14 protein-coding genes are annotated in these 16405 nt (G+C 72.7%); 4 read left to right on the plus strand and 10 right to left on the minus strand.

What is annotated here, in order from left to right; all coding sequences use genetic code 11:
- Positions 1–187: 187 nt before the first annotated feature.
- The 3 genes from ACZ4TV_RS04605 to ACZ4TV_RS04615 all read right to left on the minus strand — a co-directional run bounded on the left by ACZ4TV_RS04605 (position 188) and on the right by ACZ4TV_RS04615 (position 2608).
- On the minus strand, positions 188–1831 hold the full coding sequence (locus tag ACZ4TV_RS04605) for a hypothetical protein (RefSeq protein WP_468130623.1): 1644 nt from the start codon (positions 1829–1831) through the stop codon (positions 188–190).
- A 99-nt stretch (positions 1832–1930) separates the two neighbouring features.
- Positions 1931–2311, minus strand: coding sequence for a PPOX class F420-dependent oxidoreductase (locus tag ACZ4TV_RS04610; protein WP_468130625.1), 381 nt, complete (start codon positions 2309–2311; stop codon positions 1931–1933).
- A 45-nt stretch (positions 2312–2356) separates the two neighbouring features.
- The gene (locus ACZ4TV_RS04615) at positions 2357–2608 is read right to left on the minus strand and encodes a helix-turn-helix domain-containing protein (RefSeq protein ID WP_468130627.1); all 252 of its coding nucleotides are present in this window, start codon (positions 2606–2608) and stop codon (positions 2357–2359) included.
- A gap of 64 nt (positions 2609–2672) precedes the next feature.
- Between ACZ4TV_RS04615 and map the strand changes: the two genes are divergently transcribed.
- The gene (gene map / locus ACZ4TV_RS04620) at positions 2673–3440 is read left to right on the plus strand and encodes a type I methionyl aminopeptidase (RefSeq protein ID WP_468130629.1); all 768 of its coding nucleotides are present in this window, start codon (positions 2673–2675) and stop codon (positions 3438–3440) included.
- A 17-nt stretch (positions 3441–3457) separates the two neighbouring features.
- Here map and ggt read toward each other — a convergent pair whose 3' ends face one another.
- Positions 3458–5257, minus strand: a complete 1800-nt coding sequence (gene ggt, locus ACZ4TV_RS04625) for a gamma-glutamyltransferase (protein WP_468130631.1) — start codon at positions 5255–5257, stop codon at positions 3458–3460.
- Positions 5258–5426: 169 nt separating this feature from the next.
- Between ggt and ACZ4TV_RS04630 the strand changes: the two genes are divergently transcribed.
- The gene (locus ACZ4TV_RS04630; RefSeq protein ID WP_468130633.1) at positions 5427–6152 is read left to right on the plus strand and encodes a hypothetical protein; all 726 of its coding nucleotides are present in this window, start codon (positions 5427–5429) and stop codon (positions 6150–6152) included.
- Here the strand turns inward: ACZ4TV_RS04630 and ACZ4TV_RS04635 are convergent.
- The 6 genes from ACZ4TV_RS04635 to ACZ4TV_RS04660 all read right to left on the minus strand — a co-directional run bounded on the left by ACZ4TV_RS04635 (position 6112) and on the right by ACZ4TV_RS04660 (position 13216).
- Positions 6112–7383 (minus strand): cytochrome P450, encoded by a 1272-nt coding sequence (locus ACZ4TV_RS04635; protein ID WP_468130636.1) that lies wholly within the window; start codon positions 7381–7383, stop codon positions 6112–6114. The genes ACZ4TV_RS04630 and ACZ4TV_RS04635 overlap by 41 nt on opposite strands.
- 109 nt (positions 7384–7492) lie before the next feature.
- Positions 7493–8014 (minus strand): GerMN domain-containing protein, encoded by a 522-nt coding sequence (locus ACZ4TV_RS04640; RefSeq protein ID WP_468130638.1) that lies wholly within the window; start codon positions 8012–8014, stop codon positions 7493–7495.
- The gene (locus ACZ4TV_RS04645) at positions 8011–9456 is read right to left on the minus strand and encodes an ATP-binding protein (RefSeq protein ID WP_468130640.1); all 1446 of its coding nucleotides are present in this window, start codon (positions 9454–9456) and stop codon (positions 8011–8013) included. The genes ACZ4TV_RS04640 and ACZ4TV_RS04645 overlap by 4 nt, the downstream gene beginning before the upstream one ends.
- Positions 9457–9462: 6 nt before the next feature.
- Complete coding sequence (locus ACZ4TV_RS04650; RefSeq protein WP_468130642.1) at positions 9463–10146, minus strand: response regulator; 684 nt, start codon at positions 10144–10146, stop codon at positions 9463–9465.
- Positions 10147–10379: 233 nt separating this feature from the next.
- On the minus strand, positions 10380–12050 hold the full coding sequence (gene murJ / locus ACZ4TV_RS04655; protein ID WP_468130644.1) for a murein biosynthesis integral membrane protein MurJ: 1671 nt from the start codon (positions 12048–12050) through the stop codon (positions 10380–10382).
- The gene (locus tag ACZ4TV_RS04660) at positions 12047–13216 is read right to left on the minus strand and encodes a lipid II:glycine glycyltransferase FemX (RefSeq protein ID WP_468130646.1); all 1170 of its coding nucleotides are present in this window, start codon (positions 13214–13216) and stop codon (positions 12047–12049) included. The genes murJ and ACZ4TV_RS04660 overlap by 4 nt, the downstream gene beginning before the upstream one ends.
- A 252-nt stretch (positions 13217–13468) precedes the next feature.
- Here ACZ4TV_RS04660 and ACZ4TV_RS04665 point away from each other — a divergent pair, with 252 nt between their 5' ends.
- A complete protein-coding gene (locus ACZ4TV_RS04665; RefSeq protein WP_468130730.1) occupies positions 13469–14635 on the plus strand; it encodes a L,D-transpeptidase in 1167 nt (388 codons plus the stop codon).
- 144 nt (positions 14636–14779) lie between these two features.
- Positions 14780–16375: a CocE/NonD family hydrolase gene (locus ACZ4TV_RS04670; RefSeq protein WP_468130648.1), complete on the plus strand. Its 1596-nt coding sequence runs from the start codon at positions 14780–14782 to the stop codon at positions 16373–16375.
- Positions 16376–16405 lie beyond the last annotated feature (30 nt).

Genomic DNA, 16405 nt, shown 5'->3' on the forward strand with positions numbered 1-16405 from the left:
AAGACCGCCGTGCGCTGTTGGAGTAGTCGATCACGTTACGTCGCCCCGCGGTCGATTGCGGTCAGGAGACGGGCGGGTTAGGGGGTGCTTGTCCGATCTCCGTGGGAGAAGGAGCAGGTTCTGATGCGTGCGAGTGTGCGACTGTGCGTGCGTGCCGGGGCCGGCGAGGAGATCCGACCAGCACCCCCTACGCCGCGGCGATGCCCGCCACGCGCAGGGCGTGGACCAGGTCGCGGTGCCGGTTCCCGGGCAGGGCACCGGCTGCCTGGAGCAGGCGCGGGGCGAACCACTGGGGGTCGCGCCGGGCCAGGCCGGCCCCCTCCTCGGCGGTGCGGATCCGGACGAAGGCGCCGAGCAGGGCGTCGGCCTCCCGGGTCCGGCCGGCCCCGGCGAGGGCGAGCGCCGCGTCCGCGACCTCGGCGAGGGGACGGGCCACGCCCTGGCGCAGCAGGGCGTCGCAGTCGGCCTCCCGGCCCGCGTCGCCGAGGGCGGCGGCCGCCGCCGCGAGCTGCTCGGGCGGGAGCGAGGCCGCCTCCCACAGCAGGGTGGCCCAGTCGGCCGCGAGCCCGGCGCGGGCCAGCTCCGAGGCGAGCCCGGGCAACCGCTCGGCGGGCCAGGCCGCGGCCTCGCACAGCAGCGCGTGCGCCTCACCGCTGCGGCCCTGCGCGCGCAGCGCGAGCAGTTCGGCGGCGACGGCCCGCGGGTTCCCGCCCGTGGCCCCTGCCGTGGCCCCTGCCGTGGCCCCTGCGGGGTGCTCAGGGTGGAGCGGGGCCTCGGCACCTCCGGGCCACCCGTTCCCTGCGCGGTGCTCGGCGTGCAGCGGGGCCTCGGCGCTCCCGGGCCACCCCGTCCCGGTCCCGGTCCCCGTCCCGAACAAGGAACCGGGGGTCCCGTCGGCCCGGCCGGCGCCCGTATCGTCACCGGACGCCCGCTCTCCGGGGCGGCGGGCGTTGGTCTCGCCGGCGGACGGCTGGGCTGCGGGGCGTCGGGTGCCGTGCCCGCCGTCCGACGGCTGGGCCTCTCGGCGGCCGAAGCGGGCGCCGCGCGGGGCGGGCAGACCGGGCATCGTGGCGGCATCCGGCGTGCCGTCGCCGGCCGGGTGGCCGGGCGGCGGGGTGAAGGCCGGGGCGTCGGGGGCCGCCGAGCCCGCGTACCGGGCGCCCCCGGAGCGCCTCGACGCACCCCGCAGCCACCGCCCTTCGGCCCGCCCGACCGACGCTTCGGCCTCCGCCCGCTGCCGGGGGACGCCGGGCAGCGCCTCCGCGACCTCGGTCCGGACCTCGCTCTGGATCTCTGTCTGGATCTCTGTCTGGACCTGTGCCTCGACCTCGGTCTGGACCTCGGTCTGGACCTCGGTCCGGGCGGGCCACGGCGCGACGGGGCCGGCGCGCAGGGCCGTCAGGCGGGCCGCCAGGTCCTCGTGGCGGCCCGCGGCGCGCGCCACGTCGTCCTGGACCCACGAGAGCTCCCGGGCCAGGGCGTCCGTCTCCGCCCGGTCGGCGGCCCCGCCGAGCCGCGCCGTCAGACTCCGCAGGGCGGCCTCCGACTCGGCCCGCTGCGCAGCCGACGCCGCGAGCAGGGTCCGCAACTCCTCCTCGCCGCCCGGCAACCGGTCCCACGCCGCGACGGCCGCCGCCCGCAGGCGCGCCGCGTATACGGTCTCCCGCGCCGCGAACTCCGCGCCGCGCGCCCCGGCCAGGTCCCGCAGCAGCGATTCCACCACGTCCCACGGGGGCATCGCGGCCCCGTCGAGACAGGCCCGCAGGCCCTGCGGATCCCGGCGCAGGAACTCCCCGTACCAGCCTGCCCCGGGATCCAGCCTTTGAGTCAATCCCCGCAAGTAACCGGAGAGTTGACTGATCGCCAGTGAAGTCGCGGTCTCCATGACCGCATTGGACCCCACCCGTGTTACGGGCGGGCTACGGGAGTCTCAAAGCTTGACGGCGATCGCGGTGTGCGGCCGCTTGCCCCGCCGCACGAGAGCGGCGGGCACGTCCACCGCCCAGAACTGCCAGGTGTACTTGCGCGACATCAGCTTGCGCACGCGCCGCAGCCCCGCCTCGTCGAGCAGCCGGGCCTCGCCCTCCCGCACCGGCACCCCGTCCTCGACCCTCCCGCGCACGTCGCACGCGGTGACGGTGACCCGTCCGTCGTTGCGGATGCGCTTGACCTTCCAGGCATCGCTGCGCGTCCACACGTACAGCTCGCCCCCGTCCGCCACCGCCCACACCGGCGTCGCCACGGGCGTGCCGTCCTTGCGGAAGGTGGTGAGACTGACGTACCGCGCCCTGCCCAGCTCTTCGACGTCCATGGGTCGACCCTAAGGGCTGTCAGGTGGGACCGGTTCGGCCGGACCTCAGACGGGAACGGCGGCGCAGCGCCTCAGCAGGTCGTCCAGCGAGAGCCCGAGCGCCTCGGCGAGGGCGGCGACCGTGAAGAAAGCGGGGGTGGGCGCGCGACCCGTCTCGATCTTGCGGAGGGTCTCGGCGGAGAGCCCGGCGCCAGCCGCGATCTCGACCATGCTCCGGCCGCCGCGGGCCTCGCGCAACAGGGCGCCCAGCCGCTCGCCGCGCTCGCGCTCTTCGGGGGTGAGGGGGGTACGGACCATGCGCTCATCCTACCCCGCATGCCAATAACTATCCCGTTATTATTATACCGGTATAGTTATTGGCATGGTGAAACTGAAGACGGACCGAGAGATCGATGAGATGCGCGCCGCCGGCCGGGTGGTCGCGCACGCCCTGGCGGCCGTACGGGAGGCCGCGCGCGTCGGGGTGTCCCTGCTGGACCTGGACCGGGTGGCCCGCGCGGTGCTCCGCGAAGCCGGCGCGACCTCGCCCTTCCTGGGCTACCGGCCGCGGTTCGCGCCGGTGCCCTTCCCCGCCGTGGTGTGCGTCTCGGTGAACGACGCGATCGTGCACGGCATCCCCGACGGGTACCGGCTGCGCGACGGAGACCTGGTCAGCGTCGACTGCGGGGCGAAGCTCGGCGGCTGGGCCGGGGACGCCGCCGTCAGCTTCACCGTCGGCCGGGCCCGCCCCGCCGACCTGCGGCTGATCGAGGCCTCGGAGGCGGCCCTCGCGGCCGGGATCGCCGCCGCCGTGCCCGGCAACAGGATCGGCGACATCGCCCACGCCGTCGGCACGGTCTGCCGCGCCGCCGGGTACGGCGTCCCGGACGGCTTCGGCGGTCACGGCATCGGCCGCAGCATGCACGAGGACCCGGGCGTGCCCAACGAGGGCCCGCCGGGACGCGGCATGAAGCTGCGCCCCGGCATGGTCCTCGCGATCGAGCCCATGCTGATCGCCGGCGGTACGGACGACTACCGGTGCGACGGCGACGGCTGGACCCTGCGCACCGTCGACGGCAGCCGCGCCGCGCACGCGGAACACACGGTCGCGATCACCCCCGAGGGCCCGAGGATCCTGACCGCCCTGTAGGAGCCCTCGTACAAGCCCTACGGGGTAGCGTGCGGGCGGACGACCATGGCCGAGCCGCCGCCGCGGCGGGTGGTTTCGGCCGCCGCCAGCCAGCGGCCGTCCGGCAGGCGCTGGACGCCGGTGGCGGCGCCGATCTCCGGGTTCTGGCGGAAGCCCTGCCCGAGTGCCTCGAGCGAGGCGCGGACCGGGCTGTTCCACAGGCCCGGCTCCAGCTCGGTCGTGGCCTGGTTGCGCTGGCTGGCCCGTGGCGCGGCGATCGCGTCGACCAGTGGCAGACCCCGGTCCAGGTGGCCGGTCAGGGTCTGCAGGACGGTGGTGATGATGGTGGCGCCGCCCGGGGAGCCCACCGCGAGCACCGGCCGGCCGTGCTCCAGCACGATCGTCGGGGACATGGAGGAGCGCGGCCGCTTGCCGGGACCGGGCAGGTTCGGATCCGGGACTCCGGGCGCGGCCGGGGCGAAGGAGAAGTCGGTGAGCTCGTTGTTGAGGAGGAAGCCCCGGCCCGGGACGGTGATCGCGCTGCCGCCGGTGGACTCGATGGTCAGGGTGTAGGAGACCACGTTGCCCCAGCGGTCGGCGACCGTCAGGTGGGTGGTGTTCTCCCCCTCGTACGTGGTCGGGGCGGCCTGCCCGGTGGTGGCGCAGGGCGCCGGGCTGCGCGGGTCACCCGGGGCGAGCGGACTGGTCAGCGTCCGGTCCGGCTTGATCAGGCAGGCGCGCGAGTCGGCGAACCGCTGCGAGAGCAGCTCGCGCGTCGGCACGTCCACCGCCGCCGGGTCGCCCACCCAGCGGCCCCGGTCGGCGAAGGAGATCCGGGAGGCCTCGATGAAGTGGTGCAGGTACTGCGCCTCGGACAGCTGCGAGAGGTCGGTCCGCTCCAGGATGTTCAGGGCCTCGCCGACGGTGGTGCCGCCCGAGGAGGAGGGCGCCATGCTGTAGACGTCCAGGCCGCGGTAGTTCACCCGGGTCGGGTCCTGCCGTTTGGTCGCGTACGCGCGCAGGTCACCGGTGGTCAGGTCGCCGGGGCGGACCCTGCGGGTGGCCGCCGGGTCCACCGGGGGTGTGCGGACGGTCCGGACGATGTCCTCGGCGATGGGGCCCCGGTAGAGCGCGCCGGTCCCCTTGCGGCCGAGTTCGGCGTAGGTGGCGGCCAGGTCGGGGTTCTTGAAGGTGGAGCCGACCACCGGCAGGGCGCCGCCGGGCAGGAAGAGCTTCGAGGTGTCCGGGAAGTCCTTGAAGCGGGCCTCGTTGGCCTCGGTCTGGGCCCGGAAGGTGCTGTCCACCGTGAAGCCGTCGCGGGCCAGTTTCTCGGCGGGCTTGAGCAGGTGGCGCAGCGGCCGGCTGCCCCAGGCGTCGAGGGCGGAGGTCCAGGTGGCCGGCGTGCCGGGAACACCCACGCCGAGGCCGCTGGTCTGGCCCTCGGCGAAGGGGATGGGCAGGCCGTTCTCCTGGAACAGCGCGTCGGTTGCCGTGGCGGGGGCGGTCTCGCGCCCGTCGATGGTGTGCACGCGGCGGGAGCGGGCGTCGTAGTAGACGAAGTACCCGCCGCCGCCGATGCCCGCCGAGTAGGGCTCGGTGACCCCGAGCGCGGCGGCGGTGGCGATCGCCGCGTCCACGGCGTTGCCGCCGGAGCGCAGGACGGCGATGCCCGCGGCGGAGGCGTCGGCGTCGACACTGGCGACGGCCCCGCCGTAACCGGCGGCCACGGGCACCTTGGGCGGGGTCGCCGTTCCCGACGGCGGGGCGGTCGCGCCGGTGGACACGAGGGCTCCGGCGAGGGCGACGAGCGCTAACTGACGTGCGGTGGGACCACGCATCCGGTTCCTCCAGTCGACTGCCTGTCAGACCTGAGCGGTCTCGGGGAAGTGAGGTGCGTTCCCGCGGCGCGGGGGCGTGCCTCACTTCCCCGAGACCGCTCAGGAGCGGAGCCTAACTTCATGCGACCCCCCGCGTCAGGAAGGCCGGGTGAGGGCTACCATCCGCCGCATGAACGACGACGTGCGCAACATCGTGCTCGGAGTGATAGCCACCGCGCTCAGCGGAGGCTTCGGCTGGTTCGCCCGGACCTACCTGTGGCGCCGCGCCCTGCGCCGCAAGCAGGCCTTCTTCGGGCTGCCGACCGGTTCCGACTGCTTGTTCGTGGTCAACCGCCAGATGGGCGGCACGGATTCGTCGCTGCACCGCAACGACGCCTTCGCCCTGCTGGAGATCTCCTCCCTGATCAAGGACTGCGGGGCGACCGTGCAGATCGTCACCCACGACGGGTCCCGCCAGGGTTTCGGGGAGCGGGCCGAGTTCTGCGTGGGCGGCCCCGTCTCCAACACCCGTACGGCGGCGCACCTGATGTCCATGCTCCCGGGGGTGCGGGTCGACCTCACCAGTCCGCGTGGTCCCGAGCGGGGCTCGATCAGGGTCGGCGAGGAGGCGTACTACTGGGAGAAGGGCATGGTCGAGTACGTGCTGCTGGCCCGGCTGACGGCGGGGCCGGTGACCCGCCCGGTGTTCCTGCTGTCCGGCCAGACCGCCAACAGCAACCAGGCGGCGGCCCGTTATCTGGCCCGGCACCACGTGGAGCTGGCCCGCAAGTACGGCGCGAACTCCTTCTGCCTCGTGCTGAAGGTGGTCAACTCCGACGCCTACGGCCCGGACGTGACCGAGCTGGTGGCGGACGTCACCGCGGCGGCCCGGACACCCGTAGCGGCAGCCGCGTGATCCCGTTGATGAAGTTCGACACCAACCGGCGGGGCGGACCGGCGAGTTCGGGCGGGGGCATGGCCGCGCACCACTCCTCGTAGAAGGTGCGCAGCTGGAGGCGGGCGAAGTGGGCGCCGAGGCAGACGTGCGGTCCGTCCCCGAAGGAGACGTGCGGGTTGGGCGTGCGGCCGAGGTCGAGGCGGCCGGGGTCGGTGAAGACGCGCTCGTCGTGGTTGGCGGAGGCGTGGAAGACCACCACCTTGTCCCCGGCCCGGACCGGCCGCCCGGCCAGTTCGGTGTCGACGGCGGCGGTGCGGCGGAAGCTGAGCACCGGCGGGTGGACGCGCAGCAGTTCTTCGGCGGCCCGGTCCACCGGAACGCGGCCGTCGGCGAGCCGGCGGTAGGCGTCCGGGTCCCCGGCGAGGGCGAGCAGGCCACCGGGGGCCGCGCTGCGCACGGTGTCGTTGCCCGCGACGGTGAGCAGGAAGAAGAACATCTCCAGTTCGGCCGGGTCGAGCCCGGCCCCGGCGAGGGCGGTCATCACGTCGTCGCCGGGGTGCGCGCGCTTGTGGGCGGCCAGTTCGCGGGCGTACGCGAACATCTCGCCGAGCAGCGCCGGGGAGCGCGGGTTCAGCGGCTTGCCGTCCGGGCCGAGCAGGGGTACCGGCGCGTCCTCGGGGTCCTGGTAGCCGATGATCCGTACGGTCCACTCCAGCAGCAGGGCCCGGTCGGCGGCCGGGACGCCCAGCAGGTCGGTGAGGTTCAGCAGCGCGTATTCGTCGGTGACGGTGCGCACGAGGTCGGCGGCTCCGTCCTCGGCGCCTTCCCGGGCGGCGGCGAGCAGGGCGCGGGCGCGGTCCCGTACCCGCCCGGCGAAGGCGTCGACGCGGGCGGGGGTGAAGGCGCGGGCGACGAGCCGCCGCAGCCGGCCGTGGTCGCCGGCGGCCTTGGCCGGGTCCTGGTTGAGCATGGTGCGGCGCAGGAACGGCAGGTCGGCCGGGTCGGGGTCGCGGATCTGGGTGGCGCCCAGCCAGGAGGAGTACGTCCGGTGGTCGCGCAGGACCCGGACCACGTCGGCGTGCCGGGTGACGGCCCAGAAGCCGGGGCCGGCGGGCCAGCCCTGGATCTCCGGCTCGGCCTGCCAGGCCACCGGGTGCCGCTCGCGCAGCAGCCGGTAGCGCTCGTGGGGGACGCCGGCGGCGTAGATGCGGGGGTCGAAGACGTCGGGGACGTCCGCGGCGTGGTCCATGGGGCCACCGTGACGGGTGCGCGGCCCTGCCCGCAAGGGCGCGCGGCCGGCCGCGCACGTCAGCGCACCTCAGCGCACCTCAGCGCACCTCAGCGCACGTCAGCGCACCTCAGCGCCTCGGGACGCAGTCGGCGGACGGGAGGGTGGTGTCGGTGCCCTGCAGGATGACCGGGCTGAGGACGTCCGGCACGGCGGAGACGCCGACGGTGCACACCAGCTGGCTGCGGGCCAGTTCCGACAGGTCGCCCACGGCGAACGGCACACGGACCGTCATCCCCGCGTCCGGCGCGTACGCGCTCACCGTCACCCCGTCCGCCGGCCCGGCGGGCATCCGGGGCAGCGCCGTGGTGAGCCCGGCCTCCCGGGCCGTACCGCCGGGGCCGTCCAGCAGCAGCCGCACGAGCGCTCCGGGCGCGATGGTGTAGCCGTCGACCGCGAACGGGATCGGGACGAGCCGGTCGCCCTCCTTGGAGACGAAGTAGAGGACGGCGGCTCGGCCGTTGGGGCTCTTGACGGTGGCGGCATGGCCGCTCTCGATCACCCCGGTGGTTTTGATCCCGCATCCGGCGAGCAGGAGGGCGCAGCCCGCCAGCGCCGCCGCGGCCCGGGATCTCCTCTTCCGCCCTGTCATACGCGGGCCTCCAGCGGCATGTCGAGGGTGAAGAGGGCTCCCCCGGCGGGCCCGTTGCCCGCCCGGAGGGTGCCGCCGTGCAGGCGGACGTTCTCCAGGGTGATGGCGAGTCCGAGGCCGCTGCCGGCGGAGCGGGTCCTGGCCGCGTCGGCCTTGAAGAAGCGGTCGAAGATGTGCGGCAGCACCTCGGGGGCGATGCCGGGCCCGCTGTCGGCGACGTAGATCAGCAGCCGTTCGCCGTCCTGGCCAGGTGCGGTCCGTACGGTGACGCGTACAGGGGCGCCGCCGTGCCGCAGGGCGTTGCCGACGAGGTTGGCGAGGACCACGTCGAAGCGGCGCGGGTCGAGTCGGCCGCGCACCCGGTCCGGCAGCTCGGTGACGACGCGGTCGTCGTCCCAGTGGCGTCGTTCGAGGGTCTTGCGCACGGCTTCGGCGATGTCCACGTCGTCGAGGTTGAGCTCGGCGGCCCGGGCGTCGAAACGGGAGATCTCCATCAGGTCCTCGACGAGGACGGCGAGTTTGCCGGTCTCGGAGCTGACCAGGCGCAGGGCCTTGGCGGTGTCGGCGTCGAGGCGCGCGGCGTCCTCGTCGAGGACCTCGGTGACGGCGAGCATCCCGGCGAGGGGAGTGCGCAGTTCATGGGAGACGTCGGAGGCGAAGCGGCGGGCGCGGGCCTCCGCGTCCTGCAGCTCGCGCACGGACTGCTCCAGGGCGCGGGCGGTCTCGTTGAAGGTGCGGGCGAGTCCGGCGAGTTCGTCGGCGCCCCGGACCTCGATGCGGGTGTCGAGGCGGCCGCGGCCCAGCCGCTGGGCGGCCCGGCGCATGTCGCGGACCGGTCGCAGCACGCTGCGGGCGGCCAGCAGCGCGGGGACGATGGCGATGGCCAGCCCGGGGACGGCGCCCTGCTGGGCGGCGTCGACCATGGCCTCGACGGTCTGCTTCTCGGTCGCGAGCGGCACGCTGGCGTAGAAGACCGCCCCGGTGGATTCGGTGTAGCCGTTGTGCTCGAAGAGGGCGGGGACGCCGATCGTGAGCCACGGGTTGCCGCGCTGGTCCTCGACGCGCTGAAAGGCGGCGTACTGGTTGCCCCGGACCTTGTCGCGCAGGTTGTCGGTGATCACGGTGGAGGTGGGCGTGTCGGGGTTGGTGGAGACGCGCAGGCCGCCGTACTCGCCGAAGATGATCCACGGGTGGGGTTTGCCGCGCTTGCCGAGCTCGATGACGACGCGCTGGAGCTCCTGCTGGGTCAGCGGCAGGAGGATCTCCTGCTGCTCGACCTGGTCCCGCAGGGTGTTGACGGCGGTGTCCTGGGTCTGCTTGAGGATGGCGTTGCGCGCCTGCTGGTAGGTGAGGGCGGCGGTGGTCACCGCGCTGATCGCGGCGACCAGCAGGAAGGCGGCGATCAGCCGGGTGCGCAGGCCCAGGGGTGCTATCCGTTTCACGGAGGCCTACAGGGGGCCGAAGCGGTAGCCGAAGCCGCGCACGGTCTGTATGTAGCGGGGGGCGGCGTCGGGGTCCTCGATCTTGTGGCGCAGGCGGCGCACGCAGGCGTCCACGAGCCGGGCGTCGGCGTGGTAGCTGTGGTCCCAGACGTACTCCAGGAGCTGCTGGCGGGAGAAGACCTGCTCGGGCGAGGCCGACAGGTGCAGCAGGAGCTTGATCTCGCTGGGGGCGAGGGCGACGCGCTCGCCGTTCTTGGCGACGGTGAGCCCGGCGCGGTCGATGGCGAGCTCCGCGTGGATCGCGACCTCCGGGCGTACGCCCGCTGGGTCGTTGAGCCGGCGCAGTACGGCCTTGACGCGGGCCTCGATGACCTCGGTGCGGGCGGGTTTGACGATGTAGTCGTCGGCGCCGGCCTCCAGGCCGATGACGATGTCGAAGTCGTCGCCGCGCGCGGTGAGCATGATGATCGGCACCTCGCTGCTCTCGCGGATGCGGTGGCAGACCTGCACTCCGTTCATGCCGGGCAGCATCAGGTCGAGCAGGACGAGCTCGGGGCGGAAGCTCGCCATCAGGGCGAGCCCCTCCTCCCCGGTCTCGGCGGCGCACACCTCGTGCCCGCGGCGGCGCAGGCCGAGGCCCACGCCCTCCCGGATGGATGGGTCGTCCTCGATCAGCAGTACGCGTGGCATCCGGTCAGTATCCCAAGGTGGTTCGTCGTCTCCTCCGGCCAGGGGCTGTCCGCCCTGATCCCCCGGACACCCCTAGTGCTGTGGCCGGAAAGGTTTGCCGGGTCGCGGCGTCCGGTGCGGTGCGTCGCAAGGCGGAGGACCGCGGCTCGTACTGGACGTACTTGCGCGGTCCGACAACGCCGCGAGGTGCCGTGCCGGGGGCCGTGACCCGGTGAACCTTTCCGGTCACAGCACTAGCGGCCGATCCTGCGCCGCAGGGAGCCGAGCTGGTCGGTGATCTCCGTCAAGCGCAGCGGCCCGGCGAGGAGGACGACGACGAGCAGCAGTGCGACGGTTCCCGCCCCGACCGCGGCGAAGTCACCGAAGCGTTCGGCGGCGCGGGCGGCCGCGTACCCGGCGGCGGCCGCCGGTGCGCAGGCGGCCAGCAGCCGCAGGTGGGTCCGTACGGCGCTCGCGCGGCGTTCCGTACGGGTCCCCGCGCGCGGGCCGAGCCTGCGGGCGAGGGTGTACGCGGTCACGGCGGCGCCCGCGAGGAAGGCGACGGAGGAGGCGGCGGCCATGCCGGTGACCGCCCAGCGCGGGGACAGCAGGAAGTAGGCGGCGGCCGACAGCCCGGCGTTGAGCGCGGCGATGGTGAGGTTGAGGAAGAAGGGGGTCCGGGTGTCGGAGAGGGCGTAGAAGCCGCGCGAGAGCACGTATTGCGCGGAGAAGGCGATCAGGCCGGGCGCGAACGCGATGAGCATGCCCGCCATGACCTCGATGTCGGCGGCCGCGGTGCGGCCGTACTCGAAGACGCTGCCCATCACCCAGGGGGCGAGGGCGGCGAAGAGCGCGGCGGCGGGGACGACGAGGGCGGCGCTGGAACGCAGCGCGTACGAGATGTCGCGGCGCACGGCGCCGAGGTCGCCCTCGGAGGCGGCCGCGCTCATCCGGGGCATCAGGGCGGTCACGAGGGAGACGGTGATGATGCCCTGCGGGACGATCCACAGCTGGTAGGCGTTGCTGTAGGCGGTGTAGCCGGCGCCGCCCGCGAGTCCGGCTTCGACGGCGTGCTGTCCGGTGGTGGTGGAGAGCCGGGTGACGACCCAGTAGGCGATCTGGTTGGTGAGGACGAGCATGACCGTCCAGCCGGCGTTGCGCAGCGGGCGGCCGAGGCCGCTGCCGCGCCAGTCGAAGCGGGGGCGCCAGCGGAAGCGGGCGGCGCGCAGCGAGGGGACCAGGGCGAGGGCCTGGACGAGGATGCCGGCGGTGGTGCCGAGGCCGAGCAGCCGGGTCTCGGCGGCGGTGAGGCCGCCCGCCGCGTCGTGGGAGACGAGGAGGAAGAGCCCGAAGACGCCGATGATCACTATGTTGTTGAGGACCGGGGTCCACATCATCGCGCCGAACCGGCCGCGGGCGTTCAGCACCTGGCCGAGCAGCGTGAAGAGCCCGTAGAAGAGGATCTGCGGCAGGCAGTACCGGGCCAGGGCCACGGTGGTGCTCGCCTGGGCGCCGCTGTAGTCGGTGTACGCCGAGACGATCAGCGGGGCGGCGAGCACCGCCACGGCGGTGAGCAGCACGAGCGCCGCGGTGCAGGCGGTGAGCAGCCGGTCGGTGTAGGCGGATCCGCCGTCCTCGTGCTCCTTGGCGGCCCGGACCAGCTCGGGTACGAAGACGGCGTTGAGCGCGCCGCCGATGAGCAGCATGTAGAGGATGTTCGGGACCGTGTTGGCGACGGCGTAGCCGTCGCCGAGCAGTCCGGTGCCCAGCGCCGCGACGACGACGGCGGAGCGGATGAAACCGGTGGCGCGGGAGACGATCGAACCGGCCGCCATGAGCGCACCGCTGCGCAGCACCGAGGTCTTCTCCGGTGCTGCGCCGCCGGTGTCCGCAGCGGCCGGTCTGGTGTCGGTGGTGGCCGTCACCGGCGGGCCATGTAGGCCTGGAACGCCTTGTAGAGCGCCGTGTTGGCGTATCCGTCCATCGGTATCTCCCACTCGCCCAGCGTCTCGACGACCTGTCCCCCGGTGCCGAGCTTCCAGCGCAGCAGCCCGAAGGAACGCGTCTCGGGGTCGAGGGTGGAGGGTACCCCGCGCATGTCGTATTCGTCCGCCCCGAGGCCGTGTGCGTCACACATCATGCGCCACTGCACGGCGTTGCTGGGCCGCACGTCACGCCGGTGGTCGGCGGAGGCGCCGGTCTGGTACCAGACCCGGCTCCCGGCGACGATCATCGTGTGGGCGGCCAGGACCTCACCCTGGTGGACGCCCAGGTAGAGCCGCATCCGGCCGGGCTGCTCCTCGTTCAGGACCCGGTACTGCTGCTCGTAGTACGCGAGGGAGCGGCCGAGCCGGAAGCCGTCGCGCTCCTCGGTGATCCGCAGCAGCCGGTAGAACTCGGGTAGGTCGGCGGCGGTGCCGATGACCGTCTCCACACCGGCCTTCCCGGCCTTGCGCACGTTGCGCCGCCATTCCTGGTTCAGGCCCGACCAGAGGTCGTCGAGGGAGCGGCCGGCCAGCGGTACGCGGAAGACGTGGCGGGGCTGGGCGTCGCCGTCGTCCTCGCCGCCGCACCGCTTCCAGCCGCGGGTGCGCAGCCGGTCGGCGAGGGCGGCGCCCACCGGGTCGACCTCGGTGGCGAGCACGTCGGAGATCTGCCGGCCCGGACCGGTGGCGGACTTGACGGTGGCGGCGTCCCAGCGGCGGTAGGCGGGGGTGGGTCCGATGCGGACGGCGAAGGCGCCGGAGGCCCGCAGGTGGCGCATGAGCGGGGTGAGCCAGCGGTCGACGTGCGGGTCGGACCAGTCGGCGACGGGGCCCTCGGGGAGGTACGCGAAGTATTTCCGGGTGCCGGGGAATTGGCGGTAGAGAACGAGTCCCGCGCCCTGTATTTCACCGTCCGGGTAGTGCCATCCGACCCTTTCCGATCGCCAGAGGTCCTTTACCGCGGCCCAGGAGGGGTACTGGAGGAAACTGGCCCGGCCGTGCCGGGAAAGGAATGCCTGGTATTCCGCGACGGACAGAGTGCGCACGGTGGGCTCCCGGTCCTGGTCCCGGTGCTGTTGGGCGGGGGTCACGAGCAGTGCACACATGGCTGATCGGCCTTCCTGTACGTCCGGGGCGGGACGAGGGTCGGGACAGCACAGGAGTCTCACAGCCGCCCATGACCGGACTGCGCGGCGATTGTGACCGGACGATGACCGTTTCGCTGCGGTCCATGTCACAACCGGAAGCACGACCTTTTCCGAGGATTGCGCAACCTAGAGTCGTGCCGTTCGCATCTACGTTCGCGAACGGTTTTTACTTGGGAGGGGTTTTCCTTGAGCCGCATACGCCGCACCGCCATGGCGGGTACCGCACTTCTGACCGCCGCGCTGACCGCCTGCTCGACCGGCGGCGACGGGGGCGGTGCGACCGGCAAGGCCGACATGAAGCCGAAGCCGGAGATGGCGGTCTCGGTGAATCTCACGGGCGATCAGGTGAAGGCGGGCACGCCGGTGACGGTGACCGTCGCCGCGGGCAAGCTGGCCCAGGTGAAGGTCACCGACGCCAAGGGCGCGGAGCTGCCGGGGAAGATAGCCGACGACGGCCGGACCTGGACCTCGGAGCGCAACGCGGCACCCGGCGCGGAGTACAAGGTCGAGGCGCAGAACACCGAGAGCCAGAGCGCCACCACGCAGTTCAAGACCAGCGCCGCCGACAAGGTGAACAAGGTCTCGATCAACATACCCAAGGGCAGCACGGTGGGCGTGGCGATGCCGGTGTCGCTCGTCTTCGACAACCCGGTGACGAACAAGGCCGAGGTGGAGAAGCAGCTCAAGGTCACCACCTCGGACAACACCGAGGGCTCCTGGGGCTGGATCAAGGACTACTCCGGCAACGACCGCGTGGACTGGCGGCCCAAGGAGTACTGGAAGTCCGGCACGGACGTGAAGGTCGAGATGAACCTGAACGGCGTGGATTCCGGCAAGGGCGGCGGTCTCTTCGCCCGGGACTACAACACCGAGTTCAAGATCGGCAAGGATCGGCGGATCCAGGTCAGCCTCGACACCAAGAAGATGTCGGTGACCGAGGACGGCCAGGCACTCAAGACGATCCCGGTCTCGGCCGGCACTCCGGGCGGCAAGAAGGCCTCCTGGTCCGGGAAGATGGTGATCATGACGAAGGAGGGCACCATCCGGATGGACTCCCAGACGGTGGGCCTGGACGACGCCTACGACAAGATGGTCGACTACTCGATGCGGCTGACCTGGTCCGGCATGTACGCGCACGCCGCACCGTGGAACGCCGGCAACTTCGGCCGCGCCAACACCAGTTCCGGCTGCGTGGGGATGAGCGACGCCGACGCCAAGGACTTCTTCGCGAAGTCCCAGATCGGGGACCCCTTCGAGGTCGTCGGCGAAGGCTCCAAGGGCAATGCCGAGCTCGGCAACGGCTACGGCGAGTGGAACCTGTCCTGGGACCAGTGGAAGGCCAAGAGCGCCCTGACCGGCACCCCGCAGAACGGCTGATGGGCCGATGGGCCGATGGGCTGATGGGCTGACTCTCGTTCAATTGTTACCAGCACGTAACTTACTCGTGGGTTACCTCCAGTAACCGCCTCACGTTACCGTCGGGTCACTTTGACAACCCCGGCGTACGCGAGGAGCGACTGAATGGAACGCACCACCACCGCCGCAGCCGTGGCAGCCCTGCTGGCGGCAGCCGCCCTGGGCCTGGCCCCCCATCAGGCCCAGGCGGCTCCCGCACCCACCGCGGCAGCCGCCGCCGACGCCCCGGCAGCCTCGTCGGAACTGCGGTTCCACGACATCCCCGGCTCCGGCGGCATCACCCTCAAGGGCAACGTCTTCACCCCGGCCGCGGCCGAGAGCGGCCGGAAGTATCCGCTGATCGTGCTCCCCACCAGCTGGGGCATGCCGCAGATCGAATACATCGCGCAGGCCAAGAAGCTCGCCGACTCCGGCTATGTCGTGGTCAGTTACACCTCCCGGGGCTTCTGGCTCTCCGGAGGCCAGATCGAGGTGGCCGGCCCGCCGGACGTCGCCGACGTCAGTGCCGTCATCGACTGGGCCCTCGCCCACTCCCCCGCCGACGCGGACCGCATCGGCCTCGGCGGGGTCTCGTACGGAGCCGGCATCAGCCTGCTGGCCTCCGCCCACGACCCGCGCATCAAGGCCGTGGTCGCGATGAGCGGCTGGGCCGACCTCATCGAGTCCATCTACTCCGGCCGCACCCAGCACCTCCAGGCCGCCGGGATGCTCGGCGCCGCCGGCTACCTCACCGGCCGCCCCGGGCCCGAACTCCAGTCGATCCTCGGCGACTTCCTCGGCTCCCGGCTGGACCGGGAGCAGCAGATGATCGAGTGGGGCAAGAAGCGTTCGGCCGCCGAGCAGGTGGACCGGATCAATGCCAACGGCGCCGCGATCATGCTCGGCAACGCCTGGGGCGACACCATCTTCCCGCCCAACCAGTACGCGAAGTTCTACGAGCGGCTGACCGGACCCAAGCGCCTGGAGTTCCGGCCCGGGGACCACGCCACCGCGGAGGGCACCGGCCTGCTGGGCCTGCCCAACGACACCTGGACCAACGCCCACCGCTGGTTCGACCGCTACCTCAAGGGCGAGCGCAACGGCGTGGACACCGAGGCCCCGGTGCAGATCAAGTCCCGGAGCAACGAGGGCTACGAGGGCTACCCCGACTGGAAGTCGGTCGGCTCCGGCGGCACCGAGAAGCTCGCCCTCTCCGACAGCGAGCACCTCTTCGCCAATGTCGACTCCGGCGCCAACGGCGGCGTCATCTTCCTCTCCAGCATCCTCGACCAGTTCGTCAAGGCACCCCCGACCGCCTCCATCCCGCTCCTGCCCCGGGCCTTCGCCGCCGTCTGGCAGTCGGAGCGCTACGACACGCCGCGCAGGGTCCGCGGCACCGTCCGGCTGCACACCACCGTCACGCCCACCAAGGCCGACGGCACCTTCGTCGCGTACCTCTACGACGTCGGCCCGCTCGGCATCGGCAAGCTCGTCAGCAACGCCCCGTACACCTTCCACCGAAAGGTCCCCGGGCAGGCCTTCGGCGTGGACCTGGAGCTGTTCTCCACCGCCTACGACGTGCCCGCGGGCCACCGGCTCGCCCTGGTCGTCGACACCGTCGACCCGCTCTACATCGAGCACAACCCCACCGGCGCGCAGCTGACCTTCTCCTCGCCGCGCACCGATCCCAGCTACGTCTCGGTGCCGCTGCGCGAGCAGTGATCCACGGCTGCCCACCGGGCGGCCGGGCCC

The organism is Streptomyces sp. NPDC028910 (genome assembly GCF_055564955.1).